17 protein-coding genes and 11 pseudogenes are annotated in these 26,453 nt (G+C 72.1%); 13 read left to right on the top strand and 15 right to left on the bottom strand.

The features are described from left to right. Window positions 1-88: 88 nt before the first annotated feature. Window positions 89-1,129 (top strand): annotated as a pseudogene (locus P0R35_RS00005) (phosphoenolpyruvate carboxylase); the annotation flags it as partial. 33 nt (window positions 1,130-1,162) lie between these two features. Here the strand turns inward: P0R35_RS00005 and P0R35_RS00010 are convergent. Both P0R35_RS00010 and P0R35_RS00015 read right to left on the bottom strand, forming a co-directional pair. Continuing rightward, a complete protein-coding gene (locus tag P0R35_RS00010; RefSeq protein ID WP_284013168.1) occupies window positions 1,163-1,402 on the bottom strand; it encodes a hypothetical protein in 240 nt (79 codons plus the stop codon). A gap of 75 nt (window positions 1,403-1,477) precedes the next feature. Continuing rightward, window positions 1,478-2,284, bottom strand: coding sequence for an aldo/keto reductase (locus tag P0R35_RS00015; protein WP_284013232.1), 807 nt, complete (start codon window positions 2,282-2,284; stop codon window positions 1,478-1,480). 219 nt (window positions 2,285-2,503) lie between these two features. On the opposite strand from P0R35_RS00015, the pseudogene P0R35_RS00020 reads away from it, so the two are divergent. Both P0R35_RS00020 and P0R35_RS00025 read left to right on the top strand, forming a co-directional pair. Next, window positions 2,504-2,873, top strand: a pseudogene (locus P0R35_RS00020) (DUF5802 family protein). Window positions 2,874-2,942: 69 nt separating this feature from the next. Further along, window positions 2,943-3,843: pseudogene (locus tag P0R35_RS00025) on the top strand (Vms1/Ankzf1 family peptidyl-tRNA hydrolase). 10 nt (window positions 3,844-3,853) lie between these two features. Here the strand turns inward: P0R35_RS00025 and P0R35_RS00030 are convergent. After that, window positions 3,854-5,105: pseudogene (locus tag P0R35_RS00030) on the bottom strand (carboxylate--amine ligase). 162 nt (window positions 5,106-5,267) lie between these two features. Between P0R35_RS00030 and P0R35_RS00035 the strand changes: the two are divergent. Continuing rightward, window positions 5,268-5,799: pseudogene (locus P0R35_RS00035) on the top strand (DUF5813 family protein). Between the two features lie 54 nt (window positions 5,800-5,853). Here the strand turns inward: P0R35_RS00035 and P0R35_RS00040 are convergent. Together P0R35_RS00040 and P0R35_RS00045 are read right to left on the bottom strand one after the other, a co-directional pair. Continuing rightward, on the bottom strand, window positions 5,854-6,084 hold the full coding sequence (locus tag P0R35_RS00040; RefSeq protein WP_284013173.1) for an Lrp/AsnC family transcriptional regulator: 231 nt from the start codon (window positions 6,082-6,084) through the stop codon (window positions 5,854-5,856). A gap of 46 nt (window positions 6,085-6,130) precedes the next feature. Next, window positions 6,131-6,788 (bottom strand): annotated as a pseudogene (locus P0R35_RS00045) (potassium channel family protein); the annotation flags it as partial. 83 nt (window positions 6,789-6,871) lie between these two features. Here P0R35_RS00045 and P0R35_RS00050 point away from each other — a divergent pair. After that, a complete protein-coding gene (locus P0R35_RS00050; protein WP_284014659.1) occupies window positions 6,872-7,108 on the top strand; it encodes an Lrp/AsnC family transcriptional regulator in 237 nt (78 codons plus the stop codon). A 51-nt stretch (window positions 7,109-7,159) separates the two neighbouring features. Here the strand turns inward: P0R35_RS00050 and P0R35_RS00055 are convergent. Then, window positions 7,160-8,180, bottom strand: a pseudogene (locus P0R35_RS00055) (thiamine pyrophosphate-dependent enzyme); the annotation flags it as partial. A gap of 143 nt (window positions 8,181-8,323) precedes the next feature. On the opposite strand from P0R35_RS00055, the gene P0R35_RS00060 reads away from it, so the two are divergent. Further along, a complete protein-coding gene (locus P0R35_RS00060; RefSeq protein ID WP_284013176.1) occupies window positions 8,324-8,638 on the top strand; it encodes a DUF7991 family protein in 315 nt (104 codons plus the stop codon). Window positions 8,639-8,641: 3 nt separating this feature from the next. Here the strand turns inward: P0R35_RS00060 and P0R35_RS00065 are convergent, their stop codons facing one another. The 6 genes from P0R35_RS00065 to P0R35_RS00090 form a co-directional block, all read right to left on the bottom strand. Further along, window positions 8,642-9,538, bottom strand: coding sequence for a hypothetical protein (locus tag P0R35_RS00065; RefSeq protein WP_284013177.1), 897 nt, complete (start codon window positions 9,536-9,538; stop codon window positions 8,642-8,644). 3 nt (window positions 9,539-9,541) lie between these two features. After that, window positions 9,542-9,955, bottom strand: a complete 414-nt coding sequence (locus P0R35_RS00070; protein ID WP_284013178.1) for a hypothetical protein — start codon at window positions 9,953-9,955, stop codon at window positions 9,542-9,544. After that, a complete protein-coding gene (locus tag P0R35_RS00075) occupies window positions 9,952-10,419 on the bottom strand; it encodes a hypothetical protein (protein WP_284013179.1) in 468 nt (155 codons plus the stop codon). The genes P0R35_RS00070 and P0R35_RS00075 overlap by 4 nt, the downstream gene beginning before the upstream one ends. A gap of 83 nt (window positions 10,420-10,502) precedes the next feature. Then, window positions 10,503-11,141 (bottom strand): dTMP kinase, encoded by a 639-nt coding sequence (gene tmk / locus P0R35_RS00080; protein WP_284013233.1) that lies wholly within the window; start codon window positions 11,139-11,141, stop codon window positions 10,503-10,505. A 75-nt stretch (window positions 11,142-11,216) separates the two neighbouring features. Further along, a complete protein-coding gene (locus tag P0R35_RS00085) occupies window positions 11,217-12,806 on the bottom strand; it encodes a sensor histidine kinase (protein ID WP_284013234.1) in 1,590 nt (529 codons plus the stop codon). 101 nt (window positions 12,807-12,907) lie between these two features. After that, window positions 12,908-13,120 carry a DUF8029 family protein gene (locus tag P0R35_RS00090; protein WP_284013182.1) on the bottom strand — a complete coding sequence of 71 codons (213 nt, stop codon included), beginning with the start codon at window positions 13,118-13,120 and terminating at the stop codon, window positions 12,908-12,910. Between the two features lie 413 nt (window positions 13,121-13,533). Here P0R35_RS00090 and P0R35_RS00095 point away from each other — a divergent pair. The 5 genes and pseudogenes from P0R35_RS00095 (at window position 13,534) to ilvD (ending at window position 20,994) form a co-directional block, all read left to right on the top strand. Then, a pseudogene (locus P0R35_RS00095) lies at window positions 13,534-16,676 on the top strand (adenosylcobalamin-dependent ribonucleoside-diphosphate reductase). A gap of 100 nt (window positions 16,677-16,776) precedes the next feature. Beyond that, a pseudogene (locus tag P0R35_RS16345) lies at window positions 16,777-16,929 on the top strand (alpha/beta fold hydrolase); the annotation flags it as partial. A 115-nt stretch (window positions 16,930-17,044) separates the two neighbouring features. Then, window positions 17,045-17,650, top strand: coding sequence for an alpha/beta fold hydrolase (locus tag P0R35_RS00100; RefSeq protein WP_284014660.1), 606 nt, complete (start codon window positions 17,045-17,047; stop codon window positions 17,648-17,650). A 121-nt stretch (window positions 17,651-17,771) separates the two neighbouring features. Next, window positions 17,772-19,096, top strand: a pseudogene (locus P0R35_RS00105) (S8 family peptidase). Between the two features lie 107 nt (window positions 19,097-19,203). Continuing rightward, entirely contained in the window at window positions 19,204-20,994 is a 1,791-nt protein-coding gene (gene ilvD / locus P0R35_RS00110; RefSeq protein WP_284013235.1) for a dihydroxy-acid dehydratase, read from the top strand. A 57-nt stretch (window positions 20,995-21,051) separates the two neighbouring features. Here the strand turns inward: ilvD and P0R35_RS16230 are convergent, their stop codons facing one another. Beyond that, window positions 21,052-21,546 carry a lycopene cyclase domain-containing protein gene (locus tag P0R35_RS16230; RefSeq protein WP_321170433.1) on the bottom strand — a complete coding sequence of 165 codons (495 nt, stop codon included), beginning with the start codon at window positions 21,544-21,546 and terminating at the stop codon, window positions 21,052-21,054. A gap of 4 nt (window positions 21,547-21,550) precedes the next feature. Here P0R35_RS16230 and P0R35_RS16235 point away from each other — a divergent pair, with 4 nt between their 5' ends. Further along, the gene (locus P0R35_RS16235) at window positions 21,551-22,378 is read left to right on the top strand and encodes a hypothetical protein (RefSeq protein WP_321170434.1); all 828 of its coding nucleotides are present in this window, start codon (window positions 21,551-21,553) and stop codon (window positions 22,376-22,378) included. Next, window positions 22,375-22,827, top strand: a complete 453-nt coding sequence (locus P0R35_RS00120; protein ID WP_284013236.1) for a pyridoxamine 5'-phosphate oxidase family protein — start codon at window positions 22,375-22,377, stop codon at window positions 22,825-22,827. Before P0R35_RS16235 ends, P0R35_RS00120 begins: the two co-directional genes overlap by 4 nt. Before the next feature lie 88 nt (window positions 22,828-22,915). Here the strand turns inward: P0R35_RS00120 and katG are convergent. Both katG and P0R35_RS00130 read right to left on the bottom strand, forming a co-directional pair. Further along, window positions 22,916-25,050 (bottom strand): annotated as a pseudogene (gene katG, locus P0R35_RS00125) (catalase/peroxidase HPI). Between the two features lie 207 nt (window positions 25,051-25,257). Next, the gene (locus tag P0R35_RS00130; protein WP_284013237.1) at window positions 25,258-26,421 is read right to left on the bottom strand and encodes a site-specific integrase; all 1,164 of its coding nucleotides are present in this window, start codon (window positions 26,419-26,421) and stop codon (window positions 25,258-25,260) included. Window positions 26,422-26,453: the final 32 nt, after the last annotated feature.

The raw sequence follows: 26,453 nt of genomic DNA on the forward strand, positions 1-26,453 counted from the left end.
TGGAGACGGCGTCGGCGCTGGCGAACGCCCGCGACATCTTCGACACGCTCGTCAACAACGAGCGTACGGCGCGGCCCTCGAGGCCCGCGGCGACCTGCAGGAGGTGATGCTCGGCTACTCCGACTCCAACAAGGAGAACGGGCCGCTGGCGGCCGCGTGGGACCTCCACCGGAACGCCCGCCGGCTCGCCGAGGTCGCCGACGATCTGGGCGTCGAACTCCGCCTGTTCCACGGCCGCGGCGGCTCCATCTCGCGGGGCGGCGGCCCGATGAACGAGGCGATGCTCGCGCTGCCGCCGGAGACGGCCACCGGCGAGATCAAGTTCACCGAGCAGGGCGAGGCGATCGCCGAGAAGTTCGCCAACCCCCGCGTCGCCGAGCGCGAACTGGAGCAGATGCTCGACGCGCAGGTGCGCGCCCGCCTCCGCGCCCTCCAGGGCGACGTCCCGAGGTGCGCGAGGAGTGGACGGCCGCGATGGACGCCGCCGGCGAGGGCGCGTGCGGCCTACCAGGACCTGCTGGAGACGGACGGCTTCGTCGAGTTCTTCGAGACGGCGACGCCGATCACGGTGATCGAGGACCTCAACATGGGGTCGCGGCCGGCGTCGCGCTCGGGCGAGCGCACCGTCGAGGACCTCCGCGCCATCCCGTGGGTGTTCTCGTGGACCCAGAGCCGCGCCATCCTCCCCGGCTGGTTCTCCGCGGCGTCGGGGATCGACGCGTACCTCGACGAGGGCGGCGACCTCGACACGCTCCGGGAGATGTACGACGAGTGGCCGTTCTTCCGCACGACGGTCGACCACATCGCGCTGTCGCTGGCGCGCACCGAGTTGGAGATCGCCGCGGAGTACGCCGCCCTCGCCCCCGACCACCTCCGCGCGGAGTTCTTCCCGCGCATCGAGGCGGAGTACGAGCGCGCCGTCGAGCTGGTTCGGGCGATCACCGGCCGCGAGGAACTGGTGCGCCGCGAGTGGCTCGGCGAGAGCCTCGAGCGCCGCAACCCGTACGTCGACCCGCTGAACCTCCTGCAGATCGACCTGCTGTCGCGCACGCACCTCACGGAGGCCGAGGAGCGCGCGCTCCGGCTCACGGTGAAGGGCATCGCCGCCGGGATGAAGAACACGGGGTAGTCGCGCCGGCGGCCCGCCGGCGTGGCCGCGGCCTCACCGTCCGAAGCCGTCGAGCGCGACCCGCACCGCGTCGGCGCCGAACAGGACGACCGCGGCGGCGACCACCACGACCCCGAGCGCCGTCCACAGCGCCGCCGGCGGCGCCGCCACCGTCGCGACCCGGACGAGCGCGCCGCCCAACACCGCGAACAGCACCGCGACCGCCAGTAGCTGCCGGGCACCGGGCCCGACGGCGTCGGTTCGTCCGTCGTCTCCGCTGGAGGATCGGACCATCGTACCCGGAGGGACGGCTCCGACGGGGATAACTATCGGCCTTGTCCGGAGTGAAAGTAATACGCGTCGTCGGCGTCAGGCCTCGGCGTCGTTCCACGGCGCCGCCTCGAAGTCGACGATGCGGTGCTCCCGGCGCACGGCGTCGATCGTCGCGACCTCGTCGGCGGTCAGCTCCAGTTCCGTCGCGGCGAGGTTGTCGCGGATGTGGGCCGCGCTCGTCGCCTTCGGGATGGCGGCGAGTTCGTCGTGGGCGAGCAGCCACGCGATCGACACCTGCGCCGGCGTGGCGTCGTGGGCGTCGGCGATGGCGACGATCTCGTCGATCTCGGCGACCCGGTTGCGCGCGATGGGGCAGTAGGCGACCAGCCAGTGGCCGTCCTCGCGGGCGTACTCGCGCAGCTCGCGCTGCTGGAGCATCGGGTGACACTCCACTTGGTGGGCGAAGACGTCGACGTCGAGGTGCTCGCGCGCCTCGTCCAGTTGGTCCGGCCGGAAGTTCGAGAGGCCGACGCGGTCGACGGTGCCCTCGGCGACGAGGTCGTTCAGCGCGCGGGCGGTCTCGGGCGCGTCGTAGCTGTCGATCGGCCAGTGGACGTACAACAGGTCGATCGAGTCGACCCCGAGGCGAGCGGCCGACTCGTGGGCCGTCGCGTACGCGTCGTCGTAGCCGAGGTTGTCCGTCTTGAGCTTCGTCGCGACGAACAGGTCCGCCGGGTCGCGGCCGGCGGCCTCGATGCCCTCGCGGACGAGCGCCTCGTTCTGGTACCCCTGTGCGGTGTCGATGCAGTCGTAGCCGGCCTCGACGGCCGTGGCGACGCTCTCGACGCACTGCGGGCCGGTGAGCTCGTACGTCCCGAGACCGAAGCGGGTGAACTCGGACATACGCGGCCGGTGCCGCGCGGCGACCCTCAAGCCGTCGGTGTCGGCGCGGCGCGCGCGACGGATCGCCGCGGCGCCGACCGCCCGCGGCGCGCCCCGACCCCGTACCCGTGCGGCCCCGATTCTCGACCGGCGAGAATCACGGGCCGGGTGAAAGCGGTCCGTAATAACGGTTCGTGCTAACACTTATCACGACGAGTCGGCACTTCAACTCCGTACAGCATGTTCGAACGGTTCTCACACGGCTACTACCTGGGCGAGATGTACGTCCAGCCGAGAGCGGACGCCGCGGCGGCGATCAAGCGAGCGGACCACGAGCGGGTGAACGAACAGCTTCGCGGACGAGTCGGGGATCTCCCGACTCGACAACCCGCTCGTGATGAAGGTCGGCACCAAGCACTTCCCGGTCGTCGGCGACGACGACGTGCCCGCCGGGACGCTCGCGCTCCCGGAGACGGCGGTGCCCGACGACCTCAAGCTCCGCCTCCCCGGTCGCAGCGAGGTGTTCCTCGCGAACGCCGAACGCGCCCGCGACCTCATCCGCTACACGGGGTGGGAGGGGGACACCGGCGACCCCGCCGAGTACGCCTGACCGGGGACGGCGCCCGCGCCGGGCCGCCGATCCCGTCCGTTTTTGTCGCTCCCACGCCCCCGGTAGCCCATGCTCGACAGACTCCTCGGCCGCGCCTCGCTCAAGGAGCGCATCGCCGAGTTGGAGCGGGAGCGCGACGACGCCGTCGCGCGGATGGAGGCCGAGGAGGAGCGCCGCGGCGAGGCCGCCCGCAAGCGGCAGGCGGCGGAGAAGCGCGTCAACGGCGGAGACGCGCGTCACCGAGTTGGAGGACCGGCTGGAGCGCGCGGAGGCGACCGACGACGCCCCGCCGGAGTTCCGCGGGACGGAGACGCTGCGCCCGGGCCGCCGCGACGAGGTGCTCGCCAGACTCCGGAGCGTCGAGACGGCGCCGGAGGGCGCGCTGTCGGCGTTCGTCCCCGACGGCGGGGCGGTCCCGGAGGCCGTCGCCTCCTCGCTCGACGGCCGCGTGTCGCTCGTGCGCCGGGCGGCGCCGACGCTCGTGTACGTCGACGACGCGGGGCTGGTGGCGTGCGCGCTCGACCCGCCGCTGGCCCCCGACCCGTTCTGCGAGTGGCGCGACGGCTTCCGCGTGGAGGAGTCGTGGTTCCGCCCCGCCGGGCGGTTCGCGTTCGGCCTCGCGCGCTCGGACACGTTCGCCGTCGGCGTGTACGAGGGCGACGAGCGCGTGGACCTGGCGACGGTCCGGACGGACGTGATGGACGAACACGACAAGGGCGGCTTCTCGCAGGCGCGCTACGAGCGCCTCCGCGAGGAACAGATCGACGAACACCTCGACGACTGTCGCGACGTGTTGGCGGACCTGCCGTCGGACCTCGACCGGGTGGTGCTGGTCGGGGAGCGCGGCGTCGTGAAGCGGCTGGCGGAGTACGCCGACCACACCGCCGGCAGCGACGCGACCGGGAAGCCGACGCGGGCGCTGGACGACGCGTTCGACGACTTCTGGACGGCGACGTTGCGGTTGGTGTGAGCCGCCCGGCTCAGCAGCTACAGTAGTACTCGCGGTCGGTGAACTCCCCGGTGAGGTACGTCACCGCGGGCCCGGGGTCGCTCGGGCGGTAGACGCCCGTGGTCAGGCCCCCCTCGCTCGCCTCGAACGCGCCCGACAGGAGGCTCGCCCAGTCGTCGTCACCCAGCACGTCCCAGAAGGCGTCGTCGGTGAGACAGCGTTCGAGGTAGCCCGGGAGGTACACCCAGCGCGCGTCGCGGGGGCCGTCCTCGCGGGCCGCCGCCTCGTACGCGACGCCTGTGGCGTCGGCGTACGCCGCCATCGGGAGGTTCGCGCCGGCGGCGACGGGCATCGAGATCCACTTCCACGGGCGCGTGTTCACGTCGAGGAGGACGTACTCCTCGCGGTCGGCGTCGTACACGAACTCCGACTCGCTGATCCCGTGGTAGCCCGTCTCCTCCAAGACTGTGAGGGCGTGCTCGCGGACTGCCGGCTCCTCGACGCGCTCGACCAGACAGGAGCTCCCGAACTCGGGGTAGCGGACCGCGGCGTTGCCGACGACCGCGAGCGGCTCGCGGTCGGCACCCTCGGGCGGCACGTAGCTCGCGAGCGACGTGTCGGCGCCGACCTCGACGTTCACCTTCTCCTGTGCGAGCACGGTCGCGCCGTACTCGCGCGCCTCCGCGACGACCTCGTCGAACTCCGCGCGGTCGGCGACCTCGATGACGTTCGTCCCGAACGCCTCCTCGAACTTCCGCTTGTGGGCGGGCTTGACGACGAACGGGAACCCGAGCGCCGCGCACACCTCGTCGGCCGGGGTCTCCCCCACCTCGTACGTCTCGGGGTACGGCACCCCGAGTTCCTCGCACAGCGCGTAGAGGTTCGCCTTGTCGAGCACGCGCTCAACGCCGGCGAGGTCCGAGAAGGGGAGGCGCACGCCCGCGGGCTCCGTCTCGGCGAACCCGCGCACCCACTCGTCCATGCAGGCGAACGCGACCGGGTCGTGGTCGACGGCGTCGGCGATGCGCTCCACGTCCGCGCGGAAGCCGTCGGCGTCGTCGAGGGGTAGGTGACGCGTCCGGCGTAGTCGACGGCGTCGGAGGGGGCGCGAGCCCGGAGTCGACGCGGTCGAGCGCGATCACGGGCACGTCGTGGGCGGCGAGCGCGCGGGCGACGCTCACCCCGGTGACGTGGGCGTTGGCGACGAGCGCCGGCGGCCGGTCGAACGCGGCGTCGGCGAGCGCGGCCACCAGCCCGTCGGTGTCGTGGAAGGTGTCGGCCATGCGCGCTGCTTCGACCGGGGCGGCTAAAGGCTCCCGTTCGGCGGCGTCGACTGCCGGCGACGCGGACGCGGGGACGGGAGCGGGACGTTGCCGGGAGCCGGCGGCCGACGCGGATCGGCGCCGAGCGCGCCGTTTATCCGGCGTCCGGCCCTCCCCACGTCCATGAGCGACACCGACGACGCGCCGGGCGAGTCCGCCCCCGAGGCGATCCCCGGCCGCCTCCGGAGCGCCGTCCGCGACCACGACGCCGTCGCCGACGCCCCGGAGGACGACGCACTGGTCGTCACCTCGACCCGTTCGACGGCCGCATCGCGGCCGCGGAGGCCGACGACGGCCGCATCGAGTTCGCCGTCACCGTCACGGTCCCGACGCTCGCGGCCGTGGCCGCCGACGCGTCGCCGACGTGGTCGTCGACGGGTGGCTCGACACCTTCGAGCGCCGGATCGACGCCGTCGGCGACGTGACCGCCGCCGGCCACGACCTCGCGCCGACCGTCGAGCGCGACGGCGACAGCGTGATGGTCGCCGAGTCGATCCGCGACCTGAACGAGCGCCGCGGGCTGGACGACGCGGTCGCGCTCGTCGACTACGTCGAGGGGACGTACGTGCAGGGTGATCCCGGCTACGAGTACGGCGAGCCGGTGTCGGGGCTGATCAGCCGCGCCCGCGCCGCCGGCGGGAGCGACGGCTACTGAGTCGGCGAGCGCGAGAACGGGACCGGGTCGGCGAGTCGCCCGTGTCCGAACCGGTCACCCCATCGCGATGTACGTCTGCGTGTCCTCGACGCCGGTGATCCCCTGGATGCCGTCGGCGGCGACGCGCTTCACGTCCGTGGGGGCCTCGACGTCCACCTTCACGACGAAGTCCATGTCGCCGGCGACGATGTGGACCTCGTCGACGCCCTCCAGCCCGAGGATCCCGTCGCGGATTCGGTCGGCGTCGCCTGAGGCGGCCTTCACCATCACGTAGGCGACGACCATTCAGGCCCCACCCCGTTCCCGCGGCGGACGCGAGCGTCCCCGCGGGGTCGTCGCCCACGAGCAGTTGGCGCACGTCGTCGAAGCACCTCGAAGTCCGCGAGGACGGCGACGCGGTCGCCCGCCTCCAGCGAGTCGTCCGGGAACGGGATCCGCATCGGCTGGTCGCGCTTGCCGAACGCGAGCAGGCGCGCCTGCGAGGGGAGCCGGACCTCGCTGAGGGTGTAGCCGCGCATCGGGGACTCGTCGGTGATGGTGAACAACAGCACCTGGAGGTTCTCGGCGATGTCGGCGATCGCGCGGATGTTCCCGCCGAGCAGCGCGTTCTTGGCGCCGATCGCGCCGAGGCGCTCGGGGTAGACGACCTCGTCGACCTCGTCGGCGTACTTCTGGTAGATCTCCTCGCGGTAGTCCTCGTCGATACGCATCACGGTGCGGCAGCCGTGGTGGTTCGCGATCATGCACGCCGCGAAGTTCACGTTCAGGTCGCCCGTGAGCGCGCCGACCGCGTCCGCTCGCTCGACGGCCGCCTTCGCCAACACGTCCTCGTGGGAGCCGTCGCCCTCGACGACGCTGAACCCCGCGTTCCGGGCTCGGCTCGCGCGGTCCGGGTCGCGCTCGACGACGGTCACGTCGTGACCCTCCTCGCGGAGCACCCGCGCCGTGCGTAGCCCGACACGTCCCGCACCGATGACGATGAAGCGCATGTGCTACCAATTGGCATGGGAGAATATAACGGTACCTCCGTCCGGAGCAAGGGTTTTGTGCTTGCTACTCGTTGGCATACGTCATGGTTCACGCGTTCGTGATGGTGAAGGTGGGCGGGGACGCGGACACGCCGGGCGTCGCGGACACCATCTCGGGGATCGAGACGGTGACGGAGGCGCACGTCGTCGCCGGCGACTTCGACGCCGTCGCGGAGGTGGACGCGCCGGACATGTACACCGTCCTCGACACCGTCGCCGACGCGGTCCGCGGCGTCGAGGGCGTCACCGACACCCGGACGTACGTGTCGATGACCGCCTGAGGCGGCGGGGGCCGGCCGCCCCGCGCTACCGCTCCAACTCGTACGTCTCGGGTGCTCGTCGGCGACCCGCCGGGCCGCCTCGCGCTGGCGCCGGACGCCCGCCGGGAGCGACTCGGACAGGGAGTCGAACATCTCCTCGGGCTCGGGGCGGGGCGTCCTCGGCCGTCTCGACGGCGTCGGCCAACTCCTCGTTCGCGTCCTCCGTGGCGGCCTCGAGGAAGTCGCCGTCGACGACCCCCTGTGCCTCGCACCACTCGGCGAAGCGGTCCAGCGGGTCGCGCAGGCGCCACTCGGGGAGGTCCGGCTCGCCGTCGCGGTACTGGCTCGGGTCGTCGGCGGTGGTGTGGGCGCCGCGGCGGTAGGTGAGCGCCTCCACGAGCACCGGCTCGCCGTCGCGGGCGCTGGCGAGCGCGTCCGCGACGACCGCGCGGACGGCCAGCGGGTCGTTGCCGTCCACCTGCACGCCGTCGATGCCGTAGGCGTCGGCCTTGATCGCGATGGAGTCGCTGGCGGTCTGGCGCTCGCGGGGCAACGAGATGGCCCAGCCGTTGTTCTCACAGAAGAACACGGTCGGCGCGTCGAACACGCCCGCGAAGTTCAGCCCCTCGTGGAAGTCGCCCTCGGAGGTGGCGCCGTCGCCGAAGCAGACGAGCGCGGCCCAGTCCTCGTCGGCGTAGTTCGCCGCCATCCCCGCGCCGGCGGCGTGGGGGATCTGGCTGGCGATGGGGACCGCCTGCGGGAAGACGGGCACGTCGTGGTCGGAGTGGTACTCCGCGAACCCGCGGCGAAAGAGGAGGATGTCGCTCATCGGGACGCCGCGGGCGATCTGGAGGGCGTTCGAGCGGTAGGTGGGGAACAGGTGGTCGTCGTCGCGCATCGCGTGGGCGGCGCCGACCTGCGCGGCCTCCTGCCCCTCGTACGGCGGGTAGCCGCTCATCCAGCCGCGGCGCTGGAGGGCGAGCGCGCGCTCGTCGAACCGGCGGGTGCGTACGATGTCCCGCAGCGCCGCCCGCGCGTCGTCGGCGTCGAAGCGGGTGTCGTCGAGGTCGCGCTCCCCGACGATCCGCGTCACGTCGTCGCTCATGGCTCGCCACTCCCGTCGCATCCGGCATAAATTGCGGCGGGACGCCGACGGCGCGTCCGTCCGGGCCCCGGCCCGGCGGTCCCCGTCGCCGCACCCGACAGGCCAAAGAGCGCCCGACCCCTACGCCGGGTATGGTCTCGGCGCTCGCGCTCGTGCTCACCCTCGTCGCCCTCGCGGTGAACACGCTCGTCGTCGCGGTGCTGTCGCGCTTCTTCCGGATCCGGCTCAAGACGCAGTGGGGATGGGTCGTGTACACCCTGCTCGTCTCGCCGGTGGTGTTGCTGATCCTCGGACTGATCCAGGGCACCGTCATCCCGCCGCTGTTCGAGGGCGCCGCGGGGCTGTTCCTCGCGGTGTTCGTCGCCGTCCCGCTCGCGCTCGGGTTCACCATCGACCTGCTGTACGTGCCGCCGCCCGAGGAGTACGACCTGCCGGCGGCGGAGTAGCCGTCAGTCGCCGCCGAGCGCGCTCCCGAGGCCGGCCGGTTCGCTCTCGCCGTCGGCGGTGTCGGGGTCGCCGACCGCCGACGCGTTCCGGTCGTCGACCCACGGCGGCGGCGCGGCCGCCGACCCGCCCACCTCGGCGCGGAACCGTTCGGTCGTCGTCGCCGTGAGCGAGCTCCCGTCGTCGGCGTCGTACGTCGCCGTGAACCGCAGGTCGTACGCCAGCACCACCCCCGCCTCGGTGACGGTCGCGTTCAGGCGGTAGTCGCGCAGCGGCGGCCCGCGGCGGCGGTCGAGCTCCTCGTGGTCGGCGCGGACGACGTACAGCGTCTCGCCGTCGACGGTCCGCGTGTCGACGAGCCGGGCGTTCGTCCCGACGACCGCGCCGAACACGGAGTCCTCGCCGGTGTCGTCGGCGCCGGCGATCGTCGGCGGCTCGCCGCGGATCCGGCGGACCGTGACATTACCGTCGCCGTCGACCGAGCGCGTCGCGGTCACCGTCCCGTTGGTCCAGAACTCGAAGACGGGGAACGGCGAGACGAACTGGTCGGGGAGGCCGCCGCTCTCGTTCACGCGGTAGCGGAGCCGGGGGCCGGCCGACTCGATGCGGATCGCGGTCGTCGAGACGGTCGTGCCGTTCGCGTCGACGACGGCGCGTTCGACCCGGACCGTCGAGTTGACCCGGTCGAGCACCCGGTCGTGGTTGCCCGCGAGGACGCGCGCGTCGACGCCGTCGGGGCCGACGCCCGGCGGGTACGTTGGCGCGGGCGTCGCGGTCGGCGTGGTCGTCGGCGTCGTGGCGAGCGCGGGGTTGATCGTCCGCTCCCCGCCGTCGCCCCCGGCGCCGCAGCCGGCGGTCACGAGCGCGACGGCGACGGCGACGACGACGAGCGGGCGGAACACACCTCACCCACGGAGCGGCGGGAGATAAGTCGCCGTGCCGGCGGTGGCGTTGGCCAGCGCCTCCGCGACCCACGGCGGCCGCGGGACGGTCGTGGTGCCGACGTCGTCGACGCGCAGCCGCACCGCGACGGTGCCGGGGTCGTTCCCGAGGAAGATCGCGTACCGGAGCGTCAGCGACCGCACGACCCCGCGCTCGTCGACGGTCGCCGAGAGCCGCACCTGCCGGCGGTCGGGGAGGCCGGACCGCTCGATCCGCCCCTCCGCGGCTTCGATCACGGCGACGCTGCCGTTCGGCGTCGCCTCGGTGCCGGCGTAGCTCGGGCGCGTGTCCACGGACGCGGCGTACAGCCACGCGCCGCCCGTGGGGTCGAGCCCGACCGGCGCGCCGGGGTCGCCGGGGCGCCCCTCGAGCGTCACCTCGCCGCGCCAGCCACCCGCCGGCTCGCCGACACCGAGGCGTTGCTCCAGTGGGCCGAGGCGAGCCTGTTGTCGCCACGCACCCGCTCGAACGTGTACAGCGAGCGGTCGCCCGCCACCGCGACGCGCGCGGCCGAGCGCTCGACGACGCCCTCCGGCCCCTCGACCGTCCGCGTCAGCGAGACGGTCCACGACCCGGAGCCGTTCGTCAGCGCCGCCCGGTGCCCGTCGATCAGCGCCTCCACGTCGACGCCGTCCCGCGAGACGCCCGCCGGGAAGCCGCCCGTCGGCGTCGGTCGCGTCGGGGTCGCCGTGGGCGTCTCGGCGAGCGCGGGGTTGACCGTCCGCGCCCCGGCGTCGCCGGCGCCGCCGAAGCCGGCACACCCCGCACAGACGAGCAGGCACGCCAGCGCCAGCGCCGCGGCTCGGGGCGGGCCGCGGCCGTCGGCGGCGCTCCGTGTCACGCGGTCACGTTCGGCGCGGCGCGGCAAAAGCGGGCGGGTGCCGGGCGGCGTCGGGCGGCGGCACTCGGCGACTCCGGGCGGCGTCAGGCGCCGTCGCCGTCGCCGGCGCCGGCCACGGCGGCGTCGTCGCCGTGGAACGCCTCGATCAGCCGGTCGGCGACGTCCTCGACGCGGTCGATCACCGCCTCGGGCGAGCGGGAGGCGTCGACGCGGACGAACCGCTCCGGCTCGGCGTCGATGAGGCGATCGTAGTTCGACTGCACCTCCGCGAGGAACGAGACGCGCTCGAACTTGTCGGTGGCGCCGGCGCGGGCGGCGGCGGTCTCGGGGTCGACGTCGAGGTAGATGGTCGCGTCCGGCTCGCGCGTGAACGCCCCGTGGATCCCGCGGACGTACTCCAGCGGGCGGCGGATCTCCGAGTCCGCCAGCGACGCGGCCTGGTACGCGTACCGCGAGTCGGTGTAGCGGTCGGAGATCACCACGTCGCCGTCGGCCAGCGCCGGGCGCACCACCCGCGAGAGGTGGTCGGCGTGGTCGGCGGTGAACAGGAACAGGTCCGCGAGCGGGTCGGCGTCGTCGTCGCCCAAGGACCGGCGGACGGCGTCGCCGTACCACGTGTCGGTCGGCTCGTGGGTGAACGTCGCGTCGGGGCGGGCGTCGTGCAGCGCCTCCCACGCGGTCGTCTTCCCGCTCCCGTCGAGCCCTTCGAGCGTGAGGAGCATCGTGTCTACCGTCGGTGGTCGGGCCGGGGGCTTACCCCTTGCGTGTCGGCGCGGGCGGGCCCGGCGCGCGCCGGTTCACGTCACGACGACGAAGCGGGCGCCCCCGAGGCGCTCGCCGTCCTCGACGCGGACGGTCCAGCCGTGGGCCTCGGCGACGCGCGCGACGATCCCGAGACCGAGCCCCGTGCCGTCGGCGCCGGAGTAGCCCACGCGGAACACCGCCCCGCGCTCGTCGTCGGGGACGCCGGGGCCGTCGTCCTCGACGGCGAACCCGTCGTCGGTGCCCGTCACGAGCACCGTCGACGCCTCGCCCGCGTGCTCGATGGCGTTGGCGAACACGTTCTCGAACAGTTGGGCGAACAGGCTCGGGTCGGCCTCGACCGTCCGGTCGGCCTCGACGACCAGTTCGGCGTCGGCGGTGTCGACCGCCTCCCACGCGGCGCGGGCCGTCTCGGCCACCGACCGTCGCTCGGTGTCGTCGGCCTCCTCCCCCACCGCGAGCGTTCGGGCGTTCTCGATGATGTCGGCGACGCGCTCCAGCGCCTCGCCGGCGGTCTCGAGGTCGGCCACGGCGTCGGCGTCCGTCTCCCCGTCGAGGCGGTCGCGCGCGAGGTCGACCCGGCCCGTCGCGACGTTGAGGGGGTTGCGGAGGTCGTGGGAGACGACGTTGGCGAACTCCTCGAGGCGCTCGTCCTGTGCGGCGATCGTCGACGCCTGCTCGCGCAGGCGGACCGCCCGGCCCGCGCGGTCCAGCGCCGCGGTCGTGTTGTCCGCGAGGACGCGCGCCAGCTCGCGACGGCGCCCGTCGAGGTCCATCCCCTCGGGGAGCGCGACCGACAGCGTCCCGTGGTCGCCAAGCGGGTACACCGCCGTCACGCCGAGCGTGACCGCGGAGCCGTCGGTCGCGTCGTCCCGGACGAGCGGCTCGCCGGTCGACAGCACCTCGCGGGCGACGCGCTCGGCGTCGACGTCGCCGCCGACGCCGACGCCCTCGGCGGCGGCGGCGGAGACGGCCACGAGCGGGAGGCTGTCGCAGTCGGGGTCGCGGAGCCGGGCCCCGCTGTACGGCACGCCGAGGACCGTCTCCGTGGCGTCGACGGCGGCCGCGACGATGGCCTCCGGGTCGTCGGCCGCCTGCATCGCACGGGTCGCGTCGTGGAGGCCGCGCAGCCCGCGTCGGTCCGCGGCCGCCTCCAGCGCCGCCGTCGCGTCCGAGGCGAGCGTCTCCAGCAGGTAGCGCGTCCGTCCGTCGAACCCGTCGGCGTCCAGCGTCGCGAGCGTCGCGACGCCGTGAGTGCCCAACGGGAGGTACAGGGCGTGGGCCACCGGGTCGGCGCCCGTCCCGGGCGTCGGCGCCTCGACGGCGACGGCGTCGCCCGCGACGTACGCGCGCCACGCGGGGCTGGCGTCGTCGCCGCGGCGGTGGTCGTCCCAGTCGTCGAGGTAGGGGCGGGCCGCGTCGGCGGCGGCGACCACGTCGAGCGCGTCGCGTCGCGGGTCGTACGCCCGGATGGCGGCGAGCGGCACGCCGAGCGCGTCGGCGCAGGTGTCGACGAACTCGCGGGCGACCCGCTCGGTGTCGTCGGCGCGCGCCATCCGTCGGCTGGCGCGACGGATCGCGAGGAGGTCGTCGTCCGCGGCGTCCGGGGACGGCGGGCGCGACATTGGCCGTGACGAGGCGGCTCTCGGTGATAAGCGCGTCCCCTCGTGGCGGTCCGGCGACGGGTTCGTGGCGCGCCGCCGAGGGGCCGGTCGAGGCCGCCGGCCTACAGGAGGAACGTGGTGACGAACAGGAACACGCCGACCCCGAGCGCGGCGACCAGCGCGACCTTCCACGCGACGCTGAGCAGCAGGCGGCCGACGGTCAACACGACGAGGAACGCGACGAGCGCGAGGAACACCTTCCCGACGGTCGTGTCGAGCGGGGCGGGCAGTTGCAGGAGCGCGGTCGCGGCGAGGGCTACTGTCGCGGCGTTCATGCCCCCGGCTTGACGGGCATCGCGTATAACCTTCTTGTCCGCCGGCCGTCACCCGAGTCGCGACCGCGTTGTATCCAGATATGTGCGATCGTGTTCATGCACGATCGCGCCTACCGACGCCGTCGTGCGGTTTCGTTCCGCTCCCGATCCGGTTCACTTTCACTCCGCTCTACACAGTCTTATACTGCCGCTCGTACAACACGATACCGCGACGAAGCAGACGCGTGCAGGCTCGAACCGAGAAGCGACGCGCACATCAAGTGCGCTTGAATTAACACAACCTCACCGGAACCCACGCCGTTTATCTGCGTGGCTCCGGTACGGAACGTTCGTCCGACAGCACCTATGGAACGCCACTACGCCCACACCGATTTCCGCCGATCGACCGGTCTCGCCGGGGAGGTACGCGACGAATGAGTCGCGCGGACCTCGGCGCCGACGAACTGGAACTGCCGATCAAACGCACCGACGGGGAGACGCTGCGCGAGCGTCTCACCTCGAACGCCTACGACAACATCCTGCCGGCCCGCTACCTCCGCAAGAACGCGGACGGCGAGCCCGTCGAGACGCAGGAGGAGCTGTTCGAGCGCGTCGGCCACAACGTCGCGCTCGCCGAGGCCGTGTACGAGGCCGACGAGCCCGTCACGGTCACGCCCGACCAGCTGAAGCCCGACCACCCGCGCCGCGACGAACTCGCCGCCGAGGTGTTCGGCGCGGGCGTCACGGCCGCCGACGACGCCGAGACGGAGCTGACCGTCCACAACGTCAACAAGTTCGCCTACGAGACGGTCGTCCCGGAGCTCCCCGACGACGTGCGGACCCACGTCGAGGAGACGGCCGCCGAGTTCCGGGAGCTGATGGAGCGGCTCGCGTTCATGCCGAACTCGCCGACGCTGATGAACGCCGGCGACGAACTCCAGCAGCGTCCGCCTGTTTCGTCGACTCGCCCGACGACGACATCGACGACATCCACCAGACGGCCAAGGAGGCCGCCCAGGTGTTCCAGTCCGGCGGCGGGATGGGGTACGCGTTCTGGAAGCTCCGCCCGTACGGCGACGCGGTCGGCTCCACCGGCGGCATCGCCTCCGGCCCGATCACGTTCATGCGGACGTTCGACCAGATGTGCGAGACCATCGCGCAGGGCGGCGCCCGCCGCGGCGCCCAGATGGGCGTCATGCGCGTCTCGCACCCCGACGTCATCCAGTTCATCCACGCGAAGAACAAGGACGTCTCGCTGGCGAACACGCTCCGCCTCAACGACCCCGACGACTTCACGCACACGTCGTTCGCGGACGCGCTCGACGAGGCGCGCGAGCTCATCGACGACGACGGGAAGGTGCCCAAGCACCTCCGCAACGCCGTCGAGGGCCACCTCTCGAACTTCAACATCTCCGTCGGCGTCACCGACGACTTCATGGAGGCGCTCGACAACGGCGAGGAGTTCACCTTCACCAACCCGCGCACGGAGGAGCCCCACGTCGCGACGCCCCAGACGAAGGAGCTGTACGAGATGTTCGGCCTCGGCGAGCACGTCGAGGTCGGCGAGGTCCTCTCGGTGCCGGCCGCCGCTATCTGGGACCACATCGTCGAGGGCGCCCACGAGAACGGCGAGCCGGGCGTCGTCTACCTCGAGCGCATCAACAAGCTCCACAGCTTCGACGTCGAGGAGCACCCCGACCACCGCATCCTCGCCACCAACCCCTGCGGCGAGCAGCCGCTCGAGGAGTACGAGGCGTGCAACCTCGGCCACATCAACCTCTCGACGCTCGCGTCGCTGGACGCGCCCGACTGGCGCGTCTGGAGCGAGGCCCACGCCGACGAGTACGACTCCGAGCGGGCCGCCGTCGAGGCGTTCCTCGAGGAGGCGATCGACTTCGAGGAGTTCGACCACCGCATCGAGATGGGGACGCGCTTCCTCGAGAACGTCGTCACCATGTCGGACTTCCCGGTCGACAAGATCGAACAGAAGGTCCGCGACATGCGGAAGATCGGGCTCGGCGTGATGGGGCTGGCACAGCTGTACATCCAGCTGGGCGTGCGCTACGGCTCGGAGACGGGGAACCTCGTCGCCGAGGAGCTGATGACCCACATCAACCACGAGTCGAAGGCCGCCAGCCACGACCTCGCCGAGGAGCGCGGCGTGTTCAACGACTGGGCCGACTCGAAGTACGCCGACCCCGTCCGCTACGCCGACTGGTTCGAGCAGTACGTCGGCGAGGACCCCCACGACTGGGAGGACGGCTACCCGATCCGCAACCACAACACGACGACCATCGCGCCGACCGGCACGACCTCGATGGTGGGCAACACGACCGGCGGCTGTGAGCCGATCTACAACGTCGCCTACTACAAGAACGTCTCCGACGACGTGCAGGGCGACGAGATGCTCGTCGAGTTCGACGACTACTTCCTGCGCACCCTGGAGGCGAACGACATCGACGCCGACGCCGTCAAGCAGGAGGCGCAAGACCAGATGGCGAACAACGAGTTCGACGGCGTCGAGGGGCTGGAGACGGTGCCGGACGCCATCGGCGAGCTGTTCGTCGTCACCGGCGACCTCACCGCGAAGGACCACGCGGGCGTGCAGGTCGCCTGCCAGACGGGCGTCGACTCGGCCATCTCGAAGACGGTCAACGCGCCCAACGACTCCACGCTGGAGGACGCCCAGGAGGTGTTCGAGTACATCTACGAGCACGGCGGCAAGGGCGTCACCTACTACCGCGACGGCACCCGCTCGAAGCAGGTGCTGACGACGCGCGCCGACAACACGGAGTTCGCCGACGAGAGCGAGGCCGCCGAGACGCTCGTCGAGCAGATCACCGAGGTGTTCGGCGGCATCGAGGGCTTCCTCGACAACGAGGACGTGCAGGCCGCCCTCGACGCCGAGGTGGCGGACCTGCTGGAGGCCGCCGACGAGAAGACGGTCCACATCGACTACACCGAGAAGCGCGCCCGGCCGGACTCGCTGCGCGGGGTCACCCAGCTCATCGAGACCGGCTACGGGAAGATGTACATCACCATCAACGAGGACCCCGAGACGGGCGAGCCGTTCGAGCTGTTCGCCAACATCGGCCACTCCGGCGGCTTCACCAACTCCTTCACGGAGTCGCTGGCGAAGGTCATCTCGACGGCGCTGCGCTCGGGCGTCGACCCGCGCGAGATCGTCGACGAACTGCAGGGCACCCGCTCGCCGAAGATCGCCTGGGACAAAGGCGAGCAGATCCAGTCCATCCCGGACGCGATCGGCACGGCGATGCGCCGCTACCTCGACGACGAGGTGGAGAAGGGGTACCCCGAGCAGACGAGCCTCGACCAGGTGACCGAGGAGACGGACGCCGCGAGCGGCCCCGAGGCCGACGGCGGTGCGGCCGTCGAGTCCCCGTCCGGGAGCGCCCCGGGTCCGGAGGACGCCGGCGACGTGGCGGCGCGGACCGACGCGGTCGACGAACTCATCGCGAACGGCGAGTCGCCCGAGTGTCCCGACTGCGGCAGCATGACGCTGTACTACTCGGAGGGCTGCAAGACGTGCGAGTCGTGCGGCTGGTCCGAGTGCTGAGCCGGCGCTGAGGAACCCGGCTCGACCGCGTTTTTCGCGCGTTCGCGCGCTCCTGTTCGACGAGCAACAGCTATTCGCGCCGCCCGCGTAGTCCACCGTCATGCCCACCGTGGAGACGAACGGCGTGGAGACGTACTACGAGCGCCGCGGCGACGGTCCCCCGGTCGTGTTCGTCCACGGGGCGGCCGTCGACCGCACCCAGTGGGCGCCGCAACTCGACGCGCTCGCGGGCGACTACACCGTCGTCGCGTACGACGTGCGCGGCCACGGCCGGACCGGCGGATCCGCCGTGGAGGCGTACAGCATAGAAGCTGTTCGCCGACGACCTCGCGGCGCTGATCGAGGCGCTCGACCTCGACCGCCCCGTGGTGTGCGGGCTGTCGATGGGCGGCTGTATCGCCATGACGTTCGCGGCGCGCCACCCCGACCGCCTGTCCGGACTGGTGCTGGCGGACACGTTCGGCCCCGTCCCGCTCACCGTCGGGGACCGGCTGTGGCGCGAGGCGCTCCGGCTCACGATCCCGCCCGCCCGGCCAGCCGGCTACGAGCGCGTCGAGCGGGGGATGGTGTGGCTCCAGCAGCGCCTCTCCGGGGCGGGCGTCGCCGGCGATTACGGCCGCATCGAGGCGATCCGCGACCGGGGGCCGCGGATGGCGACCGAGGAGTTCGCGAAGGTGATCCGCGCGATCGCGTCGTTCCACCGGACGCGGGTCGACTTCGGCGCGATCCGGGTGCCGACGCTGCTGCTGTACGGCGAGCACGAGACGGGCGTGATCCGTCGCCAGATGCACGAGCTCGCGGCGCTGATCCGCGACGCCCACCTGTTCGCGGTCCCCCACGCCGGCCACGTCGCGAACCTCGACAACGAGGCGTTCGTCGGCGGCGCGATCCGGGGGCACCTCGGGCTGGTGTGGCCCGACCACGCACCGCGGGACGACGACCCGGCCGTCGTCGCCCCGGGAACGGACGGCTGAGGCGACCGCCGCCCGCCGGTGCCCACGCGATACGTACGACGGACGTACCGTGGAATCACTACATATTTATGTGAATATTACTTGGTGATGGTAGCCCGCATCGGGCATGCTACCTATGAACATGAACAGGCGGACACTGTTGCGCGGTATCGGTGCGGCCGGGGCGACACTGACGTTCAGCGGACTCGCCAGCGCGGGGGGGTCGGCCCAGTACGTCGTCGGCGGCAACTCCGGCGACCTGGGCGACCGACTGGCGGGGACGGACTTCGCCGTCCGACACGTCCTCGCCGGGGGCCGCGTCGCCGTCGTCACCGGTCCGGCCGGCGCGGGCGACACGCTCGCGGCGACGTCGGGCGTCACCGCGGTCAGCCGCGACGTCGAGGTCGAACTGGAACTGCCGGAGGTGGACGCCGACGACGTGTCCACGCCCGGCGACGACGCGGCCTTGCGCGACCTCCAGTGGGACAACGACCTGCTGGAGACGGGCACCGCCCACGAGACCGCCACCGGCGAGGGGGCGCGCATCGCCATCGTCGACACCGGGATCGACCTGAACCACCCGGATCTGGGGAACGTGAACGCCGACCTCGGGCGGGCGTTCGTCGCCGACGACGACGTGCCCGAGATCGGCCCCGACGATTCGGGGTTCCACGGCACCCACTGCGCCGGCATCGCCGCGGCGACCGGCGAGGCCGGCGTCGTCGGCGTCGCGCCCGACGCCGGCTGGTGCCGATCCGCGTGTTCCCCGCCGAGGGGGGCGCGACGTTCGGCGACATCCTCAAAGGGATCGACTACGCCGCCGAGATCGACGCCGACGTGGCGAACTTCAGCCTCGGCATCCCGGGCGTCCAGGAACCGGGCGTCGAGGTCAACCAACTGCGCGCGAACGTCCAGCGCGTGTTCCAGAGCGCCGTCCGCCGCGGCACGGTGATCACCGGCTCCGCGGGCAACGACTCCGGGAACCTCCAGCAGGGGGGCGGCCTCACGCTCCCGAACAGCGTCCCCGCGGTCATCACGGTCAGCGCGACGTCGCCGGCTGACACGCTGTCGTTCTACTCGAACTACGGCACCAGCGACATCGACGTGGCCGCGCCCGGCGGCTGGTACGAGACGATCCCGCGGACGCTCGGCGAGGGGCCGCTGAGCGAACCGGGCGACATCCCGTTCCCGTTCAACGGCGTGTTGTCGACGTGGCCGACGAACCTCAATTCGAGTATTTCCGAGCAGATCGGGACACAGGGCTACGACTACATCTCGGGCACCTCGATGGCCGCCCCGCAGGTCGCGGGCCTCGTGGGTCTCGTGCGCGGGGCCGACCCCTCGCTCAACGCGAACCAGGTCGAGAGCGTCATCAAACAGGGCGCGGAGTTGGCCGACGGCGCCAGCGATCCCGAGTTCGGCGCCGGGCGGGTCAACGCCGCGAACACGGTCGACCTGCTCGACTGAGGCCGCGCCCCGCCGCCCGTTGACACCGTTTCTTCGTCGCCGCCCGACCCCACAGCAACATCTGTTCGTGTGCGGCAGTTTATCAGGCCCGACGCCGACCCGGAGGTATGAGCGACCACCAGCCGCCCGAGCACGACCGCGCGGGCGACGGCGACGAGGCCGCCGACGCGGACGCGTTCGCCGGCGAGAAGGACCCGTCCCTCCGGAGTCGAGAGGTGACCGCCGGGGCCGAGCGCGCGCCCCACCGCGCGATGTTCCGCGCGATGGGGTACGACGACGCCGACCTCTCCTCGCCGATGGTCGGCATCCCGAACCCGGCCGCCGACATCACGCCGTGTAACGTCCACCTCGACGACGTCGCCGACGCCGCCCGCGAGGGGATCGAATCGGCGCAGGGGATGCCCATCGAGTTCGGCACCGTCACCATCTCCGACGCCATCTCGATGGGGACCGAGGGGATGAAGGCGAGCCTCGTCTCCCGCGAGGTGATCGCCGACTCCGTCGAGTTGGTCTCCTTCGGCGAGCGCATGGACGCCCTGGTCACGGTCGCCGGCTGCGACAAGAACCTCCCGGGGATGCTGATGGCGTCGATCCGGACGGACCTCCCGTCCGTGTTCCTGTACGGCGGGTCGATCAAACCCGGCGAACACGACGGGCGCGACGTCACCGTCCAGAACGTGTTCGAGGGCGTCGGCACGTACGCCGAGGGCGACATGAGCGCCGCGGAGTTGGACGAGATGGAGCGCCACGCCTGCCCCGGCGCGGGCTCGTGTGGGGGGATGTTCACCGCCAACACGATGGCGTCCATCTCGGAGGCGCTCGGGATGGCGCCGCTCGGCTCCGCCTCGCCGACGGCTGAGTCCGAGGAGCGCTACGACGTGGCGAAACGGGCGGGCGAACTCGCCCTCGAGTGCGTCCGCGAGGACCGCCGGCCCTCCGACGTCCTCACGAAGGAGTCGTTCGAGAACGCCATCGCCGTGCAGGTGGCGATGGGCGGGTCGACGAACGCCGTCCTCCACCTGCTCGCGCTGGCGGCCGAAGCCGAGATCGACCTCGACATCACGGAGTTCGACGAGATCTCCCGCCGGACGCCGAAGATCGCGAACCTCCAGCCCGGCGGCACGCGCGTCATGCAGGACCTCGACGCGGTCGGCGGCGTCCCGGTCGTGATCCGCCGGCTCGTCGAGGGCGGGTACATGCACGGCGACGCCATGACGGTGACCGGCCGGACGGTGGCCGAGGAGATCGCCCTCCTCGAGGAGACGGGCCACCTCCCCGCGGACGACGACATCGAGGCGGACTTCCTGTACACCGTCGACGAGCCGTACAGCGAGGAGGGGGCGATCAAGGTGCTGACGGGCAACCTCGCGCCCGACGGCGCGGTGCTGAAGGTGACCGGCGACGACGCGTTCCACCACGAGGGCCCCGCCCGCGTGTTCGAGGCCGAGGAGGACGCGATGGCGTACGTCCAGTCGGGCGCCATCGAGTCCGGCGACGTGATCGTCATCCGCAACGAGGGGCCCCGCGGCGGGCCCGGGATGCGCGAGATGCTCGGCGTCACCGCGGCCGTCGTCGGCGCCGGCCACGAGGACGACGTCGCCCTCCTGACGGACGGCCGCTTCTCGGGAGCGACGCGCGGGCCCATGGTCGGCCACGTCGCTCCCGAGGCCGTCGAGGGCGGCCCCATCGGCCTCGTCGAGGACGGCGACACCGTGACCGTGGACATCCCGAACCGCGACCTCTCGGTCGATCTGAGCGACGACGAACTCGCCGAACGCGCCGACGCCTACGAGCGCCCCGAGCCGCCGTACCGCGGCGGCGTGTTCGCCAAGTACGCCCGCGACTTCGGGAGCGCGGCGAACGGCGCCGTCACGAACCCGATGGCGAAGCGCGACTGAGCGACGCACCGCACCGCCGGCTCGCCCGCCGACCCATCCGCCGACTCACCCGTCCATTCACTCCCCGTCGCCGTCCTCGCGCGGGTTCACCGTCTCGTGGACGCCGAGCACCAGCGCCGGCACGACGAGCATGAACAGGTGCTCCTCCAGCGGGATCCCGAGCAGCTCGACCCCCGTGCGCATCGGGATCGAGAACACGCCCACCTCCAGCGTGTACCAGTCCCAGACGTACGCGACCGGGTAGACGGCGGCGACGGTCCGCGCGGCGCGCCACAGCGCGTCGCGGCCCGCGCGGACGAGCAGGAGGGCCGCGGCCGACCCGAACACGACCTCCGTCGCGAGGTAGGTGTACGGCCCGAAGGCGGTGACGTCCGGCAGGGCGACCCCGGCGGCGACGAGCGGCCGGAAGAACACCGCCACGAGCAGGCCCGCGAGGAACAGGTACGCGCCGCGCACGAGCAGCATCGTCGCCGTCGTCGGCTCGCGCCGCACCGCGACCGCCGCGACGGCGCCGAACGCGAGGCTGGCGACCGGCGAGGCCGGCGGGAGCACGCCCGTGATCGCGAGCGGGACGACCGCGAACAGGCCGCCCGCGAGGCACGCGACCGCGAGCGACCGGGCGGGCGCGGGCCCGAGCGACGGCGACGGTCCGCTTGTCGATGGAGCGGTCGTACGCGTAGTCCTGCGCGTCGTCGATCACCTTCACGCCGGCGAGCGTGACGACGAACACCGCCGCCAGCGCGACGGGCGCGACGGCGAGCGTCCCCGTCTGGGCGGCGTAGCCGCCGAGCAGGCACAGCGCGATGCCGACGGGGTAGCCCAGCGTCGTCGTCACGGGGTTCGTGTCGAACTGCGGCGCGTGGAGGTAGCCGACCGCCCACATCGGCGCCGCGAGCGCGACCGCGACCGGCGTCGCGAGGACGGCGAGGCCGACGAGGCAGGCGGCGAAGCCGACGGTCGCGCCCGCGAGGCCGAGGCGACAGCCGCGCTCGGTCATCGGGTGGTCGTCGTCCTCGCCGCGGCGGTGGAAGTCGACGTAGCCGTCCTTCACGTGGGCGGTGTAGACGGCGAAGAACGCCGCGCCGGCGTACACGAGCGCGACCGCCGGGTCGAACGCGCGCGTCCCCTCGCTCGCCAGCGCCGCGCCGAACAGCGCCGTCGCCACCGGGGGCAGCATGAACACCGGGTGGACCTGCGAGGCGTACGCGCGGGCGACGGCGACGGGCCCGTCGCCGTGACGGGCGAGTGCCATGCAGGGTGGTCGCCGTCGCCGGCGATAAAACGCCCGCCGCCCCCTGCCCCCGCCCCACCCCGCCCCGTCCCCGCCGCCGACCGGATCGGGAGGTCGATTCATATGGTCGGACGACCAACAGGACGGGTATGAGCGACTCGACGGGGGACCTCGACGCGTTGGTCGACAACGAGATGAGTGCGGCGGCGACGGCGGCCGCGCTCCGCGAGCACGGCACCGGCGTGCTGTCGCTGGCGCGCGGGGGCGAGGCGTACGCCGTGCCCGTGTCGTTCGGCTTCGACGGCGAGCGCTGCTACTTCGTGTTCATCGGCTACCACGAGCCGAGCACGAAGACGACGTTCGCGGAGTCGACCGAGCGGGCGACGCTGACGATGTACGACGTCGACGGCCGCGACGACTGGCACAGCGTCTCCGTCCGCGGGCCGTTGACCCGGCTCGGCGAGGACGACTGGCCGGCCGCGCGCGAGGCCATCGGCGACAACGGCTGGTACCCCGGCCTGTTCCGCCGGGCCGACCCCCGCGGCCGGATCGACCTGTGGGCGCTCGACGCGGAGGAAGTGACCGGATACGAGAGCGGCTGAGGGCGTCGTCGCTGTTTCGCGACACGTCGGGAGAACGAGCCCGACCGCGAGCGGCGCGGCGCCGACCGTCGCCGGGGCGCCGCTCAGTTCACTCGAGGTCGAAGCGGTCGGCCGTCATGACCTTGTGCCACGCGTCGACGAAGTCGTCGACGAACTGCGCCTCGGCGTCGGCGGCGGCGTACACCTCCGCGACGGCGCGCAGCCGCGAGTGCGACCCGAAGATCAGGTCGACGCGGCTCGCCTCGCCCTCGAGGTCGCCCGTGGCGCGGTCGCGGACCTCGAACAGGTCCTCGTCGCCCTCGACCGGCTCCCACACCGTGCCCATGTCGAGCAGGTTCACGAAGAAGTCGTTCGTGAGCGTCCCCGGCTCGTCGACGAACACGGGGTCGTCGTCGCCGTGGGTCGCGCCGAGCGCGCGCATGCCGCCGACCAGCACCGTCATCTCCGAGGGCGTCAGGTCGAGCAGGTCCGCCCTGTCGACGAGGATCTCCTCGCTCGGGCGCGAGGCGTCGTCGGAGCGGTAGTCGCGGAAGCCGTCGGCGGCCGGCTCGAGCGCCTCGAAGGAGTCGGCGTCGGTCTGCTCTTGCGTGGCGTCGACGCGGCCGGGCTCGAACGGGCGTCGGCGTCGTGGCCGGCCGCGGCGGCGGCCTCCTCGATCGCCGCGTTGCCGCCGAGCACGATCAGGTCCGCCAGCGAGACGCGCACGTCGTCGTCGCGCGAGGCGTTGAACTCCTCCCGGACCTCCCGGAGCGTGTCGAGCACGGTCGCCAGCTCCGCGGGCTCGTTCGCCTCCCAGTCGCGCTGCGGGCGCAGGCGGATGCGGGCGCCGTTGGCGCCGCCGCGCTTGTCGCTGTCGCGGTACGTCGACGCCGACGCCCACGCGGTCTTGACGAGCTGCGCGGTCGTGAGCTCCGACTCGAGGAGCGTCTCCTTCAGCTCGGCGACCTCGGTCTCGCCGATCGTGTCGTAGTCGGCCTCGGGGAGCGGGTCCTGCCACACCATCTCCTCGTCCGGAACCTCCGGACCGAGGAACCGCGACGGCGGGCCCATGTCGCGGTGCGTGAGCTTGTACCACGCCTTCGCGAACGCCATGCCGAACGCCATCGGGTTCTCCTGGAACCGCTCGACGATCTCGCGGTACTCGGGGTCCTTCTTCAGCGCGACGTCGGTGGTGAGCATCATCGGCGTCTGCTCGCCGTCGCCGTGGGCCTCGGGCGCCGACTCGACGGCGTCCTCGTCGACGGGGCGCCACTGCCACGCGCCGCCGGGGCCCTTCTCCGGCTCCCACTCGTGTTCGAGCAGGTTGTCGATGTAGCCCATGTCCCACTCGGTCGGGGAGGCGTTCCACGGCCCCTCGATGCCGGAGGTGATCGTGTCGGCGCCCTTGCCGTCGCCGTGGTCGTTCTCCCAGCCGAAGCCCTGCGCCTCGATGGGCGCGGCCTCCGGTTCGGGGCCGAGGTTCTCCTCGGGGTCGTCGGCGCCGTGGACCTTCCCGAAGGTGTGGCCGCCGGCGATGAGCGCGACCGTCTGCTCGTCGTTCATCGCCATCCGGCTGAACGTCTGCCGGATGTTCTTCGCGGACGCCTCGGGGTCGGGCTGGCCGTCCGGCCCCTCGGGGTTGACGTAGATGAGCCCCATCACCGAGGCGCCGAGCCCCTCCATGATCTCGCCGGCCTCGTCGAAGCGCTCGTTCGTCTCGAACTCGCTCTCGGGCCCCCAGTCGACGGCGTCGTCGGGGGCGTAGTCGTCCTCCCGGCCGCCCGCGAAGCCGAACGTCTTGAACCCCATCGACTCCATCGCGACGTTGCCCGCGAGGATCATCAGGTCCGCCCACGAGATGTTGCGGCCGTACTTCTGCTTCACCGGCCACAGCAGGCGGCGCGCCTTGTCGAGGTTCGCGTTGTCGGGCCAACTGTTGAGCGGGGCGAACCGCTGTCGGCCGCCGGCGGCGCCGCCGCGCCCGTCGCTCGCGCGGTAGGTGCCGGCGCTGTGCCACGCCATCCGGATGAACAGCGGCCCGTAGTGGCCGTAGTCGGCCGGCCACCACTCCTGCGAGTCGGTCATGAGTTCCTCGAGGTCGGCCTTCACCGCTTCGAGGTCGAGGTCCTCGAACGCCTCCGCGTAGTCGAACGCCTCGCCCATCGGGTCGATGTCGCGGGCGTTCGCGTCGAGCACGTCGAGTTTGAGCTGTTCCGGCCACCAGTCCTGGTTGGACCCGGTCATCGCTCGCGAATCCGTGGCGATCGCTTGTAAAGATTGTCTAAATCGATAAGCTCCGCTTCGCCGATGGGGAAGATATCTTTCTCCGTCCCGAAACCCGGCTTGCCTCGGTCCGCGCCCGGGAGCCGCCGGGCGCGGGTCGATCCCCGCGTCCGCTCCGTGTCGGTGGGCGGAGTGATCGTCGGCGACTCCTACCGGACCTCCGCGTAGCTACTCGGGCGACTCTCCCGTCGATAGGCGGCGTGAAAACGTGGAGTGGGACCGCCGAGTGGGTAACCCCCCTGCTTCGACTGCAATTCTAGCCGTTTCAGCGTCTGTGTCGAGTGATCCGATCATAGTCCAGCCTCCGCAATTTCGTCTCGCCGCCGGTCCAGTTCCTCGCCGAGATTCGGCTTGTCGTAGTACGCCCTGATCGTGTCCGGGAGCGCGTCGACGCGGCCCGCGACCTTCTGGATACGAACGCCGCGGTTCCGCAGATCCGTGATCCGGCCCGTCCGGATCGGGTGCGGACTCAGGGCGGACGGGCACTTGCTCTCGTGTCCGTGTTCTCGGTACTGGCAGGTATCCGGGTCCTCGTCGTGGGGACACCCACCGCGGAAACACGGGTGAGTGAGGTTGTACGTCGTTCGCCGGAACGTCGAGGACGTCGGGCGGCCGAACTTCGAGGTGAACAGCGGTTTCCGGCCGAAGTCGTCCTCCACGTCCCGCCGGTGCTCGCGGATGTAGTGCCGCAGCCTCGACCGTCTTCTCGTTCAAGACGTTCAGCCGCTCCCCGGTGAGGCCGTTCTTGAGGCGTGTCTCCGACTCCTCGCGACTGACGAACCGCACGGTTCCGTCCTCCGCGTCGAAGTCGTCGAGGTCGAGGGCCTGAAGGCCGGAGATACGCGCGCCCGTGTCCCACATCGTGATGAACAGCGCGTGGTCCCGGGTCGCGTAGCGGAACCTGTCGAGGTGGTCGAGGATCGCGTGGGCCCGCTCCCGACCGAGCATCAGATCGCTCGACGCCTCCCCCTTCGTCAGCGACGGGATGTGGGCCGAGAACTTCTCCACGAGGGCCGGTTCGACCGCCTCCAGCGCGACCCCGTAGCTCATGAACTGCCGGACGGTCCGGAGTTCGTTCTTCATCGAGGTGTTGTTCAGCGCCGGCGCGCGGTGGTCCCGGTACGCCTTGATGTCGCGACCGTCGACGATGTTCAGGTTCAGGGCGTCCTCCGATTCGAGCCACTGGACGAACTGGCGGACCCGTCGCCGGTACGAGTGGGCCGTACTCCCGGCCGTGTCGGCCTCGATCACGTCCAGCCACTCCTCCATCGCCTGCCGCGGCGTGATCGGCCGGAGGTCGTCCCGGTTGGCGTGTGAGGTGTCGAAGCTCACGCCGATCCCTCCGGCGAGAACCGTTCCCGGAC

The sequence above is a fragment of the Halobaculum litoreum genome (genome assembly GCF_030127125.1).
Lineage (GTDB): Archaea > Halobacteriota > Halobacteria > Halobacteriales > Haloferacaceae > Halobaculum > Halobaculum litoreum.

Coding starts and splice junctions, on each gene's coding strand:
- P0R35_RS00060 (WP_284013176.1), top strand. CDS start 8,324: ATGGTCTCGGCGCTCGCGCTCGTGCTCACCCTCGTCGCCCTCGCGGTG.
- P0R35_RS00040 (WP_284013173.1), bottom strand. CDS start 6,084: ATGGTCGTCGCCTACGTGATGGTGAAGGCCGCCTCAGGCGACGCCGAC.
- ilvD (WP_284013235.1), top strand. CDS start 19,204: ATGAGCGACCACCAGCCGCCCGAGCACGACCGCGCGGGCGACGGCGAC.
- P0R35_RS00085 (WP_284013234.1), bottom strand. CDS start 12,806: ATGTCGCGCCCGCCGTCCCCGGACGCCGCGGACGACGACCTCCTCGCG.
- tmk (WP_284013233.1), bottom strand. CDS start 11,141: ATGCTCCTCACGCTCGAAGGGCTCGACGGGAGCGGGAAGACGACCGCG.
- P0R35_RS00090 (WP_284013182.1), bottom strand. CDS start 13,120: ATGAACGCCGCGACAGTAGCCCTCGCCGCGACCGCGCTCCTGCAACTG.
- P0R35_RS00050 (WP_284014659.1), top strand. CDS start 6,872: ATGGTTCACGCGTTCGTGATGGTGAAGGTGGGCGGGGACGCGGACACG.
- P0R35_RS00010 (WP_284013168.1), bottom strand. CDS start 1,402: ATGGTCCGATCCTCCAGCGGAGACGACGGACGAACCGACGCCGTCGGG.
- P0R35_RS00120 (WP_284013236.1), top strand. CDS start 22,375: ATGAGCGACTCGACGGGGGACCTCGACGCGTTGGTCGACAACGAGATG.
- P0R35_RS00015 (WP_284013232.1), bottom strand. CDS start 2,284: ATGTCCGAGTTCACCCGCTTCGGTCTCGGGACGTACGAGCTCACCGGC.